This window comes from Synechococcus sp. 1G10 (assembly GCF_002252625.1).
GTDB lineage: Bacteria > Cyanobacteriota > Cyanobacteriia > PCC-6307 > Cyanobiaceae > Regnicoccus_A.
The window spans coordinates 38,273-52,408 of the sequence record NZ_NQKW01000020.1 but is presented as its reverse complement, the minus strand read 5'-3'; the positions used below and the strand labels follow the sequence as shown (position 1 = coordinate 52,408).

17 protein-coding genes are annotated in these 14,136 nt (G+C 63.2%); 5 read left to right on the top strand and 12 right to left on the bottom strand.

The window, feature by feature from the left end; genetic code table 11:
• Positions 1-502: 502 nt before the first annotated feature.
• Complete coding sequence (locus CJZ82_RS14130) at positions 503-1,489, top strand: YihY/virulence factor BrkB family protein (protein ID WP_094556401.1); 987 nt, start codon at positions 503-505, stop codon at positions 1,487-1,489.
• A gap of 318 nt (positions 1,490-1,807) precedes the next feature.
• Positions 1,808-2,248, top strand: coding sequence for a hypothetical protein (locus tag CJZ82_RS14120; RefSeq protein ID WP_094556399.1), 441 nt, complete (start codon positions 1,808-1,810; stop codon positions 2,246-2,248).
• A 143-nt stretch (positions 2,249-2,391) separates the two neighbouring features.
• Here CJZ82_RS14120 and CJZ82_RS14115 read toward each other — a convergent pair whose 3' ends face one another.
• The 5 genes from CJZ82_RS14115 to CJZ82_RS14100 all read right to left on the bottom strand — a co-directional run bounded on the left by CJZ82_RS14115 (position 2,392) and on the right by CJZ82_RS14100 (position 4,802).
• Positions 2,392-2,799, bottom strand: coding sequence for a DUF2834 domain-containing protein (locus CJZ82_RS14115; protein ID WP_233130262.1), 408 nt, complete (start codon positions 2,797-2,799; stop codon positions 2,392-2,394).
• A gap of 32 nt (positions 2,800-2,831) precedes the next feature.
• On the bottom strand, positions 2,832-3,092 hold the full coding sequence (gene xseB, locus CJZ82_RS14110; protein ID WP_094556397.1) for an exodeoxyribonuclease VII small subunit: 261 nt from the start codon (positions 3,090-3,092) through the stop codon (positions 2,832-2,834).
• Entirely contained in the window at positions 3,089-4,291 is a 1,203-nt protein-coding gene (gene xseA / locus CJZ82_RS14105; protein WP_094556396.1) for an exodeoxyribonuclease VII large subunit, read from the bottom strand. Before xseA ends, xseB begins: the two co-directional genes overlap by 4 nt.
• Entirely contained in the window at positions 4,288-4,470 is a 183-nt protein-coding gene (locus CJZ82_RS18725) for a hypothetical protein (RefSeq protein WP_369820076.1), read from the bottom strand. The genes xseA and CJZ82_RS18725 overlap by 4 nt, the downstream gene beginning before the upstream one ends.
• A 185-nt stretch (positions 4,471-4,655) precedes the next feature.
• A complete protein-coding gene (locus CJZ82_RS14100; RefSeq protein ID WP_006172180.1) occupies positions 4,656-4,802 on the bottom strand; it encodes a chlorophyll a/b-binding protein in 147 nt (48 codons plus the stop codon).
• 207 nt (positions 4,803-5,009) lie between these two features.
• Here CJZ82_RS14100 and CJZ82_RS14095 point away from each other — a divergent pair, with 207 nt between their 5' ends.
• Positions 5,010-5,819, top strand: coding sequence for an HAD family hydrolase (locus tag CJZ82_RS14095; protein ID WP_198949787.1), 810 nt, complete (start codon positions 5,010-5,012; stop codon positions 5,817-5,819).
• Position 5,820: 1 nt separating this feature from the next.
• On the opposite strand, the gene hrpB is transcribed toward CJZ82_RS14095, so the two are convergent.
• The 3 genes from hrpB to CJZ82_RS14075 form a co-directional block, all read right to left on the bottom strand.
• Entirely contained in the window at positions 5,821-8,415 is a 2,595-nt protein-coding gene (hrpB, locus tag CJZ82_RS14090) for an ATP-dependent helicase HrpB (RefSeq protein WP_094556395.1), read from the bottom strand.
• Positions 8,416-8,700: 285 nt separating this feature from the next.
• Positions 8,701-9,084 (bottom strand): hypothetical protein, encoded by a 384-nt coding sequence (locus CJZ82_RS14080; protein ID WP_037979909.1) that lies wholly within the window; start codon positions 9,082-9,084, stop codon positions 8,701-8,703.
• Positions 9,085-9,166: 82 nt separating this feature from the next.
• On the bottom strand, positions 9,167-9,475 hold the full coding sequence (locus tag CJZ82_RS14075; RefSeq protein ID WP_094556393.1) for a DUF2973 domain-containing protein: 309 nt from the start codon (positions 9,473-9,475) through the stop codon (positions 9,167-9,169).
• A 297-nt stretch (positions 9,476-9,772) separates the two neighbouring features.
• Here CJZ82_RS14075 and CJZ82_RS14070 point away from each other — a divergent pair, with 297 nt between their 5' ends.
• The gene (locus CJZ82_RS14070; RefSeq protein ID WP_233130261.1) at positions 9,773-10,912 is read left to right on the top strand and encodes a trypsin-like peptidase domain-containing protein; all 1,140 of its coding nucleotides are present in this window, start codon (positions 9,773-9,775) and stop codon (positions 10,910-10,912) included.
• Between the two features lie 94 nt (positions 10,913-11,006).
• Here CJZ82_RS14070 and CJZ82_RS14065 read toward each other — a convergent pair whose 3' ends face one another.
• From CJZ82_RS14065 to CJZ82_RS14055, 3 genes are all read right to left on the bottom strand, one after another.
• Positions 11,007-11,288: a hypothetical protein gene (locus CJZ82_RS14065; RefSeq protein ID WP_233130260.1), complete on the bottom strand. Its 282-nt coding sequence runs from the start codon at positions 11,286-11,288 to the stop codon at positions 11,007-11,009.
• Positions 11,289-11,411: 123 nt separating this feature from the next.
• On the bottom strand, positions 11,412-11,627 hold the full coding sequence (locus CJZ82_RS14060) for a hypothetical protein (protein ID WP_094556391.1): 216 nt from the start codon (positions 11,625-11,627) through the stop codon (positions 11,412-11,414).
• A gap of 157 nt (positions 11,628-11,784) precedes the next feature.
• The gene (locus CJZ82_RS14055; protein WP_094556390.1) at positions 11,785-13,515 is read right to left on the bottom strand and encodes an ABC-F family ATP-binding cassette domain-containing protein; all 1,731 of its coding nucleotides are present in this window, start codon (positions 13,513-13,515) and stop codon (positions 11,785-11,787) included.
• Positions 13,516-13,646: 131 nt separating this feature from the next.
• Between CJZ82_RS14055 and CJZ82_RS18720 the strand changes: the two genes are divergently transcribed.
• Positions 13,647-13,823 carry a hypothetical protein gene (locus tag CJZ82_RS18720; protein ID WP_198949786.1) on the top strand — a complete coding sequence of 59 codons (177 nt, stop codon included), beginning with the start codon at positions 13,647-13,649 and terminating at the stop codon, positions 13,821-13,823.
• 34 nt (positions 13,824-13,857) lie between these two features.
• Here CJZ82_RS18720 and CJZ82_RS14050 read toward each other — a convergent pair whose 3' ends face one another.
• A complete protein-coding gene (locus tag CJZ82_RS14050; RefSeq protein WP_094556389.1) occupies positions 13,858-14,115 on the bottom strand; it encodes a hypothetical protein in 258 nt (85 codons plus the stop codon).
• Positions 14,116-14,136: the final 21 nt, after the last annotated feature.

The following is a 14,136-nucleotide window of genomic DNA, read 5'->3' as shown; positions in this document are numbered from 1 at the left end:
AGGATAAAACAATCTAATCGCTCTACATCTAACCTCAGCGCTGCTGAGGCTAGATGTACTGAAAAGCCACCTCAGGGTGGCTTTTTTTGTGCGTAGCTTCCGGTCCTGCTGGGCTGCTGCTGCTCAAGATCGAGATCGAGCTGCTGCTGGTGTTGCTGTATCCGTTGGCGCTGGTGGTGGTGTAGTCGCGGGTGCTGAGGTTAAACTCTTAGGCGTTGGAGCAAGCGTCATTTCAATTGATGACTCTGCGATAAGGCCTTAGACTCATTAAGCGGTATTGTCTAACGCTGAGTTGAGCAAGTCGTTCGCTTCCGTAGTGATCAAGGGAATTGTGGCAAGCAGCAACGGCGACGCTTGGCTGCTGTCATGTTGCGTTCGTCTGCTCGGCTCATGACGCAGACAGGCAGGTTGAGTCCGCTTAAGCTCAAAATGGTGTCTACCTGCCCAGCCAGACTTGGATGCTTCTGAAGCCGATCAATGTGATGGTCGAGCTGGTAGGCGTATGAAGCTGTTCCTGCGTCGGATTTGGTGGTCATGTCGACTCTGGAACCATTTTGGCTGCGTTGATCTAAGTGCTGCTTTTGCTTATCACACTCTTCAATCCTTCTTCCCGGTCCTTCTGATTATTCTCTCGCTTGCAAGTTGGGTCTTGGGTCGGGACGATGGCCTCACTGGCCAGATTCTTGATTGGACATCCCAGCTCTTGCCGGATTCCGCTCAGCGGGTTGTCCAATCGACCTTGGTACAGCTTTACAGGCAACGTGGCGGGGCGGGCTTCCTGGGTGTGGCTGTGTTGTTGATCACCGCCAGCAATGCCTACCTCAGCCTGCAGCGCGGCACTGATCATCTCTGGTCCCTGAGATTTGAGAGGAATGCTCGTGCCGGGGCCACGGTGGCACCTATCCCCGTTGTTCAGAACGTTTTGGTCGTGGTCAGGCGCTTCCTGATGCTGAGGTTGAAGGCCACGATGTTCTTGCTGTCCGTCGGCACCTTGTTCGTGATGGATCAGTTGACCGTTAATCTTCGATTGATGGGCTTTGAAACCTGGCGTGGATTGACGGCAGCACCGCTTGCGTGGTTGTACCGCTACCTGTTCCCAGTGTCGGCGCTCGCTGATCTGCTGGTCTCTTTGCTGATAGCTTCTTTGGTGTCTCTTGGTCTCCTGCGGTTATTGCCTTCCCGGCGCATCAGTTGGCACTTGCTCCTGCCAGGCTCGATGCTTGTTGGATCTGCGTATACCTTGCTCAATATTGCCGTCGGGCGAAGTATCGTATCTCTAGGCACTCGGTTTCAGGCGTATGGATTGATTGGTGGGGTCTTGGTGCTGACTTTATGGGTGTGGCTGTTGGGGCTGATCTATTATTTTGGCGTGGCCTACAGCGTAGTGCTAGCAACCGAAGGGTCAATGACAGCTGAGAGCTTTGGCCTTCGCCTTGGTCTCATTCAGGAAATTCCTCCTGAGGAGAATCCCAAAGAGCTGACCACTTGATGCATCTACGGAGATCCGCACCCGCCGCTCGTTCAACAATGGGCGTGGATGAGCGACGATGATGGAGTGTGTTGGTTCTGCGGTGACCAAATCAAGCCTTGCCTTGCGTCCACTCCCCACGGCTCTCCTGCTTTTGTGCGCTGGTGTTGGTGCCTGTGTAGTGGGGACTTTTTTCACCTTGACTTTGGTTCCAGTGCTCATCGCGGCTGGTTTCATCGTCGCTTTACTAGTTGGTGCCCTTGCCTGTGCCTGGGCTGGAGTGGAGGCTCTTGCTGGTCTTGAGCGCTGGTTGGAACGTGATTCTCGCTTCCAGCGCTGATGAACCGGCAGTTGCCCTGGTTCTTGATTCTGATTGCTGGTCTGCTGCTGGTTGCTCCCACCCCGCTGGGTCGCCTATTGCTTGACCTGCTGGGCGGACTCACCCTGGCAGTCCTGCTTCTGCCGTTTCTGCTGGCTGGAGCTGGTGCCCTTGCCTTTCAGCTGCTGAGAAGAAGGGTGCGTACTTGTACGGTCTGTGGTCTCAGCAGCATGGCCACCACTACCTGCCCTGCCTGTGGTGCTCCACTTCCGAGTGCTGATGCCGATCCTCAAGCGGACAACTCCCAGCCTTCTCCGGTTGATCAACCCCTGCCAAAGGTCTTCGCGAATTGGTTACGGCAAGACGGTAGAGCACCCTTTGAAGGGGCATCCAGTGATGACAATCTCGATGTGAGCGATGTCACCATTGATGTTGAGTCGAAAGATGTAGACTCTCGCTGAGAGTTGGCAGGTGCCGCCGAAATCTGCCAACTTTAATTCGTTACACGCTGTTCTTCAGTCCGATTGACGTGTTGCTAGTGCCCTGTCGCTGACGACCTGTCGCTGAGGACCTGAAGCTCGGGCATTCGTAGATGTTGGTTTGATCAGCTCTTTGCAGAGATGCTCCGGCTGATCTCCAGAAGGCGCCGTTCCCTCAGAAACAAAAAGAATGGAGCCGCAAAGGCGAAGGCGATCGTTACACTGCTAAGCAGCACGAGCCAAAGTCCGCGCATTTTCAATCGGCGTGTTTCGCTGACGATCCAGATCGTTACGGCTGTCGCTCCAATCAGCAGATCTCGTGACAGGGATCGGGCTGCTGGGTTGGCATTGGCCAACTCGATGAACTGAGCAAGATTGAATGCCTCGCCGTAGTCGCGAATGAATTCGACGTTGGCCAGCCAGGGGAAGATGGCACCACACACTGCCAGGGCGAGGTAGATCCATTGCAACCAGGGTGAGGGCCTCGCGGACGTGTTGAGATCAGCAGTATCAGTGGTTTCGTCGCTGGACATGGAGCTGGCCTCATGGCTCGTTGGCGTCATGCTCAGGATTCCAGGGAATTCAGGTCTAGCTCCTCAACCTGCTGCTGCACTTGCTGCAGGACCTGTTCGCAGCGATCGGCGTAGGCCACGGCTTGTCTGTAGAGCCCGGCCATGGCTTCCACCTCCAGCTCTTCCGATTGCAGTGCCGCCAGGGTGAGATCAAGGGCCGTGCGGCTCTGGGCAAACGTCAACTGCTGTGTCTCCTTCAGCCAGTTGTCTTCGATCGGATCCTGGGACGGCGGCTGACGCTTGCGGTTGCTCATGGCTCTAGGTGCTCGTGACGACAGTCGGTGACGCGGGCGTCGGCGGTTCCATCCAACCACTGAACCCGCAGGCTCTGGCCTATTTCCACCTGCTCGATTGAGCGCAGCAGCTGGCCGGCTTCTCCGCGGACCAGACAGAATCCACGCTTGAGCAATTGTCTGGGTGAGAGAGCCTCCAGTAGCTGCAGGCGTTGCTGCAGATGTGCTTGCTGCAGCTGCACTACCGCCTGGGGGTGAAGTTGCTGCAGACGCAGGTTCTGTGCGGCCAGCTTTTGCTGTTCGCGCTCCACTCGCCAGCGCAGGGTCTGTCGCACCTGCTGCTGCCGTTGCCGCAGCTCCTGGCGCAGGGTGCGCTGGTCGGGGAGCAGTGCCACGATTGCCGCCGTGGGTGTAGCGGCCCGGTAATCGGCTACCAAATCGGCGATTGTGGTGTCGTCTTCGTGGCCAAGGCCGGTGACTATCGGCAGGTCCATGGCCGCCAGGGCCAGAGCCACCTCTTCGCTGTCGAATACGGCCAGGTCTTCGCGGCTGCCACCACCTCGAGCCAGTACTACCGCTTCGATACCGAGCCGCTTGGCGGCTTGGGCCACCAGCTCCAAGGCCGTGCAGATGCTGGCCTGAACGGCACCCTGTACGGGGATCGGTATCACCAGGACCTTCGTCGCTGGCCAGCGTTCGGCGGCGGTGCGCAGCATGTCGGCCAGGGCGGAGCTGGGGCTGCTTGTGAGAAGCGCGATCACCGCAGGGCAATCAGGCAGAGGCCGCTTGCGGGATGGATCAAAGAGGCCGCTGCTCTCAAGGCGCTCCCTGACACGCTCGAATTGCCGCAGGACGCTGCTCAGGCTGGGACGGATGTCGAGGGCCTGGACGCAGAGACTGGCGCGTGCTCCCCAGAAATTGAGCTTGCCGACGACGATCACCCCATCACCATCGGCTGGTGTGAAGGTCAGGCGAGGCAGCTGTGACGCCCAGACCACCGCCGAAATCGAGGCTGTCTCATCCAGCAGCGTCATCCAGAGATGGCCTTTCTTCAGCTGCGGGCGCGATACCGTCGCCTCCAGCAGAAAGCGGGGGGCGAAGCCGCGCTCCAGCAGGCTGCCGATCGAGCGGTTCAGGTCAGTGACGCTGTAACGAGGCAGGAGCTGGCCACTGGTGTCCGCCGCCAGCTCTGGGGCACCGGTGGAAGTCGAGCGGGTCAATGCTCCAGCCGTCCGTAGCAGTAGCCCCAGTAGAGGCTGATCGCCGAGGCCGTCAGAAAGAGCATGCGGCCGATCGGGTGGTCGAAACGAATCAACCCCGCCGTGGTGATCACCAGGGCCGTGCTTAAGAGGCGTGAGCCATCACGCCGGTTCTTGACGAAGAACGGAGCCAAAGGCACGAACCGTCGAGGGAATCGAGAAGTCTGGCTGACGGCTCAGACGATCCAAGGCATGGCGTCTGTGTCTTCAACAGCAACAGGAACGGAGATGGCCAGAGCCACTGAAAACCCCACCGCCTCCACTAGAAGGAGTCGATGGGGTTGTCGGAGTGAGTCTCGGCGACTGCCGAGTGGGACCTCGGGGGTCAACCCAGGCCGATCTGGGAGAGAATGCCTTGGCCGGTGAGCAGTTCGGTGGCCAGGCCGATCACGAAACCGAGCATGGCCAGGCGGCCATTCCAGGTTTCAGCGAAGTTGACAAAACCAAAACGGGGTTGGGTGGCGTCAGACATGCGTCGATGCTGTAGGCCTTCTTATCGTAACGAATCTTGGAGCTCTCTTGACGCCTGGTCGAAGTCAGTTGTCGTGTTCGGATTTCCCGCCTATCGATCGGCCTGCTCCCAGGCCGGCCCCTGTTCGTTCCTGAGCGCTTGCTTGGCGAAGGCCAGGCAGCGGCAGCCTTGTGAGAACGCTGATCCTGGTTGGCTGTGGAAACTCCAATGACCAGCGTTCCCGTCGGCACACGACGACGGCGCCTGCAACGGCAGTTGTCCGCTCCACTGCCCAGCAGCCCTGACCTGGTCCTTGTCACCGATCTCGATGGCACGCTGCTGGAGGGGTCCATTGCCGGTCGCCTGAAGCTCTACGGCTGGCTGCAATCGCGCCGGGAGCAGGTGCTGCATGTGTTCTGCACGGGCCGTGACCTTGGTTCGGTGGCGCGCTTGCTGAAGCAGGAACCGCGGCTGGGGCTTGGGGCTCCCCACCTGGTGATCAGTGATGTGGGCTGCACGGTGGCCTGCGGCGCCAGCCTCGAGCTCGTGCCACTGGCGGTCGATCCGATCGAGCGGCGCTGGCGGGGGCAGCAGCAGCGGCTCGAGCCCCTGCTGCGCGGGCAGCCAGGCCTGAGTCCCCAGCCCATCAGTGTCGATCGACGTCTCGCCTACGACTATGACCCTGAGAGTTTTGACCATGGTTTGGTGCCCCGTCTGGAGGCCGAGGGTGTCGACTGCCTGTTCTCCGGCGGTCGCTACTTCGATGTTCTGCCAGCCGGGGTCAACAAGGGCTCCACCCTGCTGGAGCTGCTGAACTGGCTGGAGCTTGACCCGCGGCGGGTGGTGACAGCCGGGGACAGCCTCAATGATCTGGCCATGTTCCAGACCGGCCTTGCGGGGATCATGGTGGGCAATGCCGAGCCAGCCCTGCGTCGCCATCTGCCCGCCTTGCCAGCCACCTTTGCCGCGGCTGGCCATGGCTGCGATGGCATCGTCGAGGGTCTCCACCACTTTGGTTTCGCCCATCTCTTCGACTGACTCATGACGCACCGACCGACCCCTGAGTGCCGCGGGCCTGGGCTCGGCTCGTGGCGGCGGTGGGCACGGCCTGAGCCGGATCTTCGGGCCAGGGATGTCTCGGGTAGCGCCCCCGCAGCTCCCGGCGCACCTGGGCGTAGCTTCCCCGCCAGAAACCGCCCAGATCCTTGGTGATCTGCACCGGCCGTCTGGCTGGGGAGAGCAGATGCAGGCTCACCGGCAGCTCACCCTCCAGAACCCTGGGCCCTTCGCTGAGACCGAACAGTTCCTGAAGTTTCACGGAGAGCACAGGCTCGCCACTGCCGTATTCCAGTCGGGCCCAGCGCCCGGTGGGAAGGATGATCTGACTTGGGAGCAGGCGCTCCAGCTCCTGGCGTTGTTCCCAGGCCAACCCGCTCCAGAGTCCCTCCTTCAGGTCGAGCTGGCGGAGCTCGTCCAGGGCACGCAGGCCGAGCAGTTGATCCCCCAGCCACTGCTCCAGATCTCCTTCCAGTGCGCGCTCGCTGCGATCGGGCCAGGGTTCACCCAGGCGAGCGTGGGCCAGGGTGAGCCGGTATTGCAGTTCACGGCTGTCCCTGCTCCAGGGGAGCACCTCCAGACCGAGCGAACGGATGCCTTCCAGCATTGCCGCCAGCACAGCCGCTTCGGGTGGGTCGTCCCAGGGGCGACGTTCCAGCACCAGGGCCCCAAGCCGCCGCTCGATCACGGCCCGCACCCGTCGCTCGGCCGGCTGCCAATTCACCAGCGGCAGCTGGCAGCCCTGCTCGGCCTGGAGTGCCTCCAGGATCCGGCGGTTCAGCGGCAAGGCCTGGAGGATGCGCACGTCGCTGCCGCTGTCGTCCACCGCGGCCACCGCCAGCACGCTCTGGCCCGCCAGGGGGTCGTGGGCCGGCAGTTGGGCGCCCCGGCCACTGCGCATGAGAAAGCGACCCTGTCCCTCCAGGCGTGCAAGAGCGATCCGCTCGGGGTAGGCGCAGCTCAACAGCAAGGCCGCCGTCTCAGCCTCTTCCTGACAGGAGACGATTGCGCTGGGCAGCGTGGTGGCTGACGCTTTTGCGCCGCCAGGTCCGCGATTGCTCTGCAACTGCTGCTGGAGCTGCCGGCAAAGCTGCCGGATCGTGCCGCGCCGGGGGTCTGGCCCGTCCTGGCGGAGCCAGTCGAGGCGGGCCATCAGATCGGTGCCCGCCCCCTTGCCCGCCAGCGGGTCGCGTTCATTCAGCAGCGTCGCCAGCTCACAAGCCAGCTGGGCCCTGCCCAGGCGCTGGCCCTCCAGCAGCATGTGAGCCAGGCGGGGATGGAGCCCCAGCTGGGCCATGGCCCGGCCATGAGCGGTGAGGATCCCCTGCCGGTCGACGGCACCCAGCTGCGTGAGCACCTCCAGACCCTGACGCAGGGCGGCCTGCGGTGGCGGGTCCAGCCACGGCAACGTTTCCCCGAGGCCGGCCCCCCAGCGGGCAAGCTGCAGCACCAGCGGCACGGGGTCGGCTTCCAGCAGCTCCGGCAGGTCGTAGGCCGGCCGCTGTCGCTGTTCCGCGGCTGACCAGAGCCTCACGCAGCGGCCGGGTCCCAGGCGACCGGCCCGACCCCGGCGCTGCTCGGCGCTGGCCAGGCTGGCGGGCAGGGTGACCAGCCCGTCCATGCCGGTGCGTGGATCGAAGCGGCTGCGCCGACTCAGGCCGCTGTCGACCACCAGGCGAACCCCCTCGATCGTGAGGGAGCTTTCGGCGATGGAGGTGGTGAGCACCACCTTGCCTCCCAGGCGCTGGCTGGCGCCGATGACGCGGCTCTGGGCCGCCAGGGACAGTCCACCGTGCAGGGCATGGAGCTCCGCCTGCTGGCCCCAACCGGTGGCTTGGATCGCCCGCAGCGCCTGCTGGATCTCCCGTTGACCCGGCAGAAACACCAGGGCCGTACCGGCATCGCCTTCGTCCTGCAGCCAGTGGCTCTCCAGGGCACGCACCACCTGGCGGTCCAGAGGCTCCCGCTCCCGCGGCGGTTGGTGGTGCAGCTCCACGGGATGGCTGCGACCCTCGCTGCTCAGCACCACCGCCTCCGGCAGCTGCTGACTGAGGGGTTCAAGGTTGAGCGTGGCCGACATCACCAGCAGGCGCAGCTGGGGATTCAGCAGGGCACGGGCCTCCCGCAGCAGGGCCAGGGCAAGGTCGGCGTCGGTGCGGCGCTCGTGGAACTCATCGAAGATCACCGCCACCACGCCGCTGAGGGCCGGGTCGTCCTGAAGGCGGCGCAGAAACAGTCCGTCTGTTAGGACCTCCAGGAGGGTGGTCCTGGAGCAGCGCTGCTCCAGCCGTACGCGATATCCCACCGTGGCGCCCACCGGCTCGTCGATGGCTTCAGCCAGGCGGGTTGCTGCAGCTTTGGCCGCAAGCCGACGCGGCTCGAGCATCAAAATGGTTTCAACCTCGCCGTTGTCTGAGGCCAGGTGCTGCAGCAGGGCCAGGGGGACGCGGGTGGTTTTGCCGGCCCCGGGCGGTACTTGAAGAAGAAGGGTGCCGCCGGGGGGAAGTTGGTGCAGGATCTCCGGCAGAAGCGGGTCGATCGGCAACGCTTCCCCGCGGCGACTGAAGGGGAAGCCCATGGAGTTCAGCGCGGTGGGATTGGTCCCGCCGGCGAAGGCATCTCAAGCTGATCCTGACGGCTCAACCGAGGAGCCGCAGAACGAGGGCCAGCAGGGCGGTGCTGAGCAATCCCAGGGAGGCCAGCAAGCGCACAAGCGGCCCGACGGACAGGCCCAGAGAGGACATGAAGAGAATCGGAAGAAGTGGATCCTGCAGTTTTAACGCCGCCCGGTGGGGTGGGTGGTGTTGATGGCCACGTTTCGTAGCCACACGTTGGAATGACCACAGATCTGAAGCGCCGTCGATCACCGCACGTGACGGGCCCCATCCACCGGGTGGTAGGCCTCTCCGGTGGTTTCTTCATAGACAATCGCCGGCAGACCCGTTTCGAACATGGTTTGCAGGGCCTCCTTGAGATATGGATTCCAGCCACCGGTGCTCACCTTGCCGTGTCGGACGGTCCAGTCCCAGGTGCCCTGCAGGTCGCGGGGAATTCGACCTTCCCGGTCGCGACGGGCCACCAGATCCTGCGACTCCACAAGCCCCACCAGGATCGGGTCTTTGCCGTAGGCAGGGGTCAGGCTGAGCTCCAGACGAATCGGATCGTCCTTGATCAGGTGTAGGCGGAAGCGGGGCGGCAGCTTCAGGCCGCGCAGCACAGCCGCCACGATGCGTGTTTTCTGATCCAATCCTCGGCCTCCGCCAGAACTCGGTTTCGCCTACCGGTTGTACCAGCCGGGCGGGTCGCTCCAAGATATTGATGGGGCTGGATCAGTCGGACTGGGCCGGAAGCCTGGTGGAGTCGTTGTCGCCACCGAAACGCACCGTGAGCAGATCCTCGGATGTGATCTGCCCATCGGCATCAAGCAGCTCGGGGTGGATGGTGAGCCTGCCGGTGCGGTCTCCCTTTGCTTCCTGATCGTCAGCCACACTTGTGCTCGTAGGCATGAATGAGGCTGTATCGCCCGGACGGGGCACGGCTGAGAAGCCCCTGGCCATCACCTTGAAGGCTTGCCAGAGCAGCAGCAGCACGCAGGCGCCGTAGAGGATCGGAAAGATCTGAGACAACAACTGTGCCATCGGCGGCTCGGCGGTGCTGGGGGATTCCCGTTCACTCCCTCATCATTGCCTGGATGTGGCTCCCTGGGCGACTCTCCAGGCCCAAAGGCTGCTGCAAGCGGCACCGAAGGCAAGAAAAATCAGCAAAAAAGTGCTGGTGTCCATGGTGATTTTGTGAATGTTTGTAAACTCTAGGTGGTTGCCGGGCGATTTGGGTGGCTTTGCCCGCCGTACTTCGTCACACCTTGGCGGCTGACCGGCCTTTCGTGCAGCCCGCTATTGCCGTTACGGTCCAAAAATCTGAGCTTTCCTGACGTGATGACGAAGAACGCCTTCTGGCATCGGTCCCTGCGTCCTGTTCTGCCCTTGGCCCTGCTGCTGGGAACCCCGCTGCTGCCGGTCGCTCCCCTCCTCGCTCAGGCCAGGCCTGCGGCGGCAGCGTCCCTCTCTCGCCAGTCGTTCGTGGCCGACGCCGTGCGCCGCTCAGGGCCCGCGGTGGTCACGATCGACACCGAGCGCACCGTGGTTCGCCCGGGCAGTGGTGGACTGCCGCCCGGAATGATGCTCGATCCCTTCTTCCGCCACTTCTTCCCCCAGGCCCAGCAGCCGAGTCAGCGCACGGAGCGGGGCCAGGGCAGCGGCGTGATCTTCCAGTCCGATGGGCTGATCCTCACCAACGCCCATGTGGTGGAGAAAACCGACAGGGTCTATGTGGGGCTCAAGGACGGACGGCGTACGGAGGGGAAGGTGATCGGGCTCGACAACGTCACCGATCTGGCCCTGGTGCGGTTGATGGAGCCAGGCCCGTGGCCGGTCGCCCCCCTGGGCAATTCCGATGCACTTCAGGTGGGTGACTGGGCGATTGCGGTGGGGAACCCCTTTGGCCTCGATAACACGGTGACGATGGGCATCATCAGCAACCTCAACCGCAACGTGGCCAAGCTGGGCATCACCGACAAGCGGCTGGATCTGATTCAGACGGATGCGGCGATCAATCCGGGCAATTCCGGTGGCCCCCTGCTGAATGCTGACGGCGAAGTGGTGGGGATCAACACGCTGGTGCGCTCGGGTCCCGGGGCTGGTCTGGGCTTTGCCATTCCGATCAACCGGGCTCGGGAAATCGCCACTCAGCTTCTGGCCACAGGCCGGGTCAGCCACCCGATGATCGGCGTGGGGCTCGACAACCTTCCCCCCGAATTGAAGCGCAGTCTCAATGGGGGCGCGCTGGTGCGTTCAGTGATGCCAGGAGGCCCGGCCTCAAGAGCCGGTCTGCGCAGTGGAGACGTGATCGTGGCGGCGGCAGGCAAGCCGGTGACCGGTCCGTCTCAGATGGTGGAGGCCGTGGAGGCCAATGGGGTGGGGCGGCCGATGGCGCTCAGAGTGATGCGTGGCGGGACCCCGGTTCAGCTGGAGGTGGTGCCTACGGGCATGCAGGGTGGAGGAGGCCCAGCCAGGTGAGCGTCAGGGTGAAGCTCACGCGCAAGAGGGGATGACCATGGCGAGCATGGACTCCCCTCATTGAACTGAAGCTGAACCAGAACCTGGATCCGGTTCAGAGGACATCCATGGAGCCGTTGACGTTCGTCTGGGAGGAACTGTCAATGGAGGGGCTGGCTGCAGATTTCGCCATGCCTCCGAAGTGGCCGGGAGTGCCCAGCTGCTGGCGCATGATCCATTCCGTTGCGGCTTTCTGTGTGTGCCAGGCCTGCAGTAACTGCTTGGCGAGACCCCGCAACGACTGAGGGTCCCCAGTGGAGTCGATCATGCGGGTCATGCGCTCCAACTCAAATTGTTGGCCCAGGCTGAGGGCGAGCGGTTCGGACATACGAGGCATCGCGACGGGGCGGTGAAGCCACGCCAATGCTACGAAGTGTTTCGGGTGCTCGCGTATCGACCGGCACAGAGTTACCGATTTCTTGTCAGGGTCTGCCCATGGGGCAGGCGCTGGCGCAAAGCCTCAGTGGTGCTCCCGAAGCAGCTCCACGCATTGGGTGATGCACTCGCCATCGTCAAGGGAGCAGGTGGTGATGCACTCGAAGTAGCTCTCCACCGAATCACCGGCTCCATCGTGGCCGAGGCTGGAGGTGGTGGCTGTCATCGCCAGGCCTGCAGCAGGTTGCAGGGAGCCTGCTCCGCCCTGGCTGGCAAAGGGATTGCCGAAGGAATGGGACATGCGCCGGACCTGGGTGTTGGGGATATGGTCAGGATATGGAGATCATTCCGGTGGGTCCAGACAATTGAGTCTTCTTACCTACTGAAGGATGAAGTTGTTTGTGCTTGCTTTAGAGATTCTGCTGATTCAGGGCTGAAGGGTGCTCCAGGCCATCCTTTCAGCTGCCGGTGCGGGCGCGGCGCCCCTGGCTCTTGGCTTTCTGCTTCTGCCGGTTGGCCTCCTGGCGGGCCTGTTTCACACGGTCCTGCTGGGCGAGGTTTTCGGCTTCGGCCTCTTCAGCTTTTTTCTCAAGGTAGTAGGCGTAATCGCCGCGGTACAGCACCAGTTCGCCGTCGCGCAATTCCACAATCCGGTTGGCCACCTGGGAGATGAAGTAGCGGTCGTGGGAGACGATCAGCGCGGCCCCTTCGAAGTCCTGCAGTGCTGACTCCAGCATCTGCTTGGCAGGAATATCGAGGTGGTTGGTGGGTTCATCCAGCACCAGCAGGTTGGAGGGGGTCAGCAGCATCAGCGCCAGGGCCAGACGGGCCTTTTCTCCACCGCTGAGCTGGCCCACGTCCTTGAACACGTCGTCGTTGCTGAAGCCAAAATTGCCCAGAAGCGAGCGCACCTGGGTCTGGGTCCAGTCGGGTACGGCCTCGAACAGGGTGTCGACGACACTGCGCTCAAGATTGAGGGCTTCGGCCTGGTTCTGCTCGAAGTACCCGGCCACCACGTTGTGCTCACCCAGGCCGGCCTGGCCCCCGTCAGGGGCTTCCAGCCCCATCACCAGGCGCAGAAGGGTGGATTTGCCCGCCCCGTTGGGACCGACGAAGGCGATGCGATCCCCCCGCTCCACTTCCAGATCGGCGCCCAGAAAGAGGATCTTCTCCCCGTAGCTGTGGGTGAGATCCTCGATCAGAGCTACCTGGCGCCCCGAGCGAGGTGCTGGCGGGAACTGAAAGCGGGGGCCTGAGAGTCCCTCGAGCGGAGCATCGATCCGCTCCACCTTCTCCAGCAGCTTCTCGCGGCTCTTGGCCTGGGTGCTGCGAGTGGCGCTGGCGCGGAAGCGGTCGATGTAGGCCTGCTGGCTGGCCAGTTCCTTCTGCTGGCGATCGAAGGCGGCCTGACTGGCTTCCCGCTCCAGGGCCTTCTGCTCCAGGTGCTGGCTGTAGTTGCCCAGGTAGGTGCGCGAGACGCCCCGCTCCGTTTCGACGATCAAATTGCAGACCCGATCGAGGAAGGCGCGGTCATGGCTGACCACCACCATGGGGACCTCCTGCTCGAGCAGATACCCTTCCAGCCACTGGATGGTCTCCACATCCAGGTGGTTGGTGGGCTCATCCAGCAGCAGCAGATCCGGATCCTGCAGCAGGATCTTGCCCAGGGCGATGCGCATCTGCCAGCCACCGGAATAAGCCCCCACCGCCTCTTCGGCCCCCTCGGGGGTGAATCCGAGGGTGGGCAGCAGTTTGTCGATGCGCGCATCGAGCTCATAGCCGTGCAGTGCTTCAAAGCGGCTGTGAAGCCGGCCCAGTTCATGGATCAACTCATCGAGGTGGTGAGGATCGGTCGCCGCCTGATCGCTTGCCATCTCGTGCTCCACCCGATGCTGGCGGATCAGCACGTCGGCGGCCTCGCCGAAAGCCTGGAACAGCTCCTCGCGAACACTGCGCCCTAGGTCCACGTCGAACTCCTGGCGGAGGTAAGCGATGCGGGGATTCCCCTGGCGCACCACCTGGCCTGTGGTGGGTTCCTCCAGGCCGGCGATCAGCCGCAGCTGGGTGGATTTACCGGCCCCATTGACCCCCACCAGACCGACCCGGTCCCCGGACTTGACCTCCCAGGTGACATCCCGCAGCACCTCGCCGTTGGGGTAGATCTTTGAGACACGTTCCAGACGGAGCACGGTTTGGGCGGATCAGCTGTGAAACGTCATCATCTCCGCTCGGCCCGATCGCGGTGGCTTGATCCATCCCCCATGGGCGGATCCGATCAGCTGCGGGGCAGACTGACCGATCCATCCCCCCACCTCACTTGATGGTGAAACGTCTGGAGCAGGTGGCGGCGCTTGTGGTGGCAGCTGGACTGGCGATCGTCAGCTACTGGCTGTTCTTCAGCTGGGCCCAGGGTGGCCGTGAGCTGCGCCAGACACCTCCTCAGAGGCCGGCCATCCAGACGGAGCCCGCCGCTCCCGGCGGCGGGCGGCTGCCCTGAGCAGAGCGAAAGACGACGCTCTTCGCTGCTTGGATCAGAGCCCGCCGCGGGCCTTGATCAGCCACTGTTTGCTCTCCAGATCGTCGAGGGAGGCCAGATGCTCCCGAACCGACGCCTCGGTGACGGGGAGATCGAAGTCGGCTCCCATGGCGATGATCCGCGCGATCGTGCCTTTGGGGTCCTGCAGCGCCTGGCGGAACAAGGACTGGGTGAGGGCTTCATCGGAGCGAATCCGCTCGTAGAGGGCGGCGGCATTGGCCGCGGCGGCCGGTTCGGGCGGGTGCTCGGTCATTGGTACGGGCCTGGCGGTGGC

What these genes read in the sequence shown, in the direction of transcription:
- CJZ82_RS14130 (WP_094556401.1), top strand. Translation starts at nt 503, where the DNA reads ATGAAGCTGTTCCTGCGTCGGATTTGGTGGTCATGTCGACTCTGGAAC.
- CJZ82_RS14120 (WP_094556399.1), top strand. Translation starts at nt 1,808, where the DNA reads ATGAACCGGCAGTTGCCCTGGTTCTTGATTCTGATTGCTGGTCTGCTG.
- CJZ82_RS14115 (WP_233130262.1), bottom strand. Translation starts at nt 2,799, where the DNA reads ATGTCCAGCGACGAAACCACTGATACTGCTGATCTCAACACGTCCGCG.
- xseB (WP_094556397.1), bottom strand. Translation starts at nt 3,092, where the DNA reads ATGAGCAACCGCAAGCGTCAGCCGCCGTCCCAGGATCCGATCGAAGAC.
- CJZ82_RS14100 (WP_006172180.1), bottom strand. Translation starts at nt 4,802, where the DNA reads ATGTCTGACGCCACCCAACCCCGTTTTGGTTTTGTCAACTTCGCTGAA.
- CJZ82_RS14095 (WP_198949787.1), top strand. Translation starts at nt 5,010, where the DNA reads ATGACCAGCGTTCCCGTCGGCACACGACGACGGCGCCTGCAACGGCAG.
- hrpB (WP_094556395.1), bottom strand. Translation starts at nt 8,415, where the DNA reads ATGGGCTTCCCCTTCAGTCGCCGCGGGGAAGCGTTGCCGATCGACCCG.
- CJZ82_RS14075 (WP_094556393.1), bottom strand. Translation starts at nt 9,475, where the DNA reads ATGGCACAGTTGTTGTCTCAGATCTTTCCGATCCTCTACGGCGCCTGC.
- CJZ82_RS14070 (WP_233130261.1), top strand. Translation starts at nt 9,773, where the DNA reads ATGACGAAGAACGCCTTCTGGCATCGGTCCCTGCGTCCTGTTCTGCCC.
- CJZ82_RS14065 (WP_233130260.1), bottom strand. Translation starts at nt 11,288, where the DNA reads ATGCCTCGTATGTCCGAACCGCTCGCCCTCAGCCTGGGCCAACAATTT.
- CJZ82_RS14060 (WP_094556391.1), bottom strand. Translation starts at nt 11,627, where the DNA reads ATGTCCCATTCCTTCGGCAATCCCTTTGCCAGCCAGGGCGGAGCAGGC.
- CJZ82_RS18720 (WP_198949786.1), top strand. Translation starts at nt 13,647, where the DNA reads ATGGTGAAACGTCTGGAGCAGGTGGCGGCGCTTGTGGTGGCAGCTGGA.
- CJZ82_RS14050 (WP_094556389.1), bottom strand. Translation starts at nt 14,115, where the DNA reads ATGACCGAGCACCCGCCCGAACCGGCCGCCGCGGCCAATGCCGCCGCC.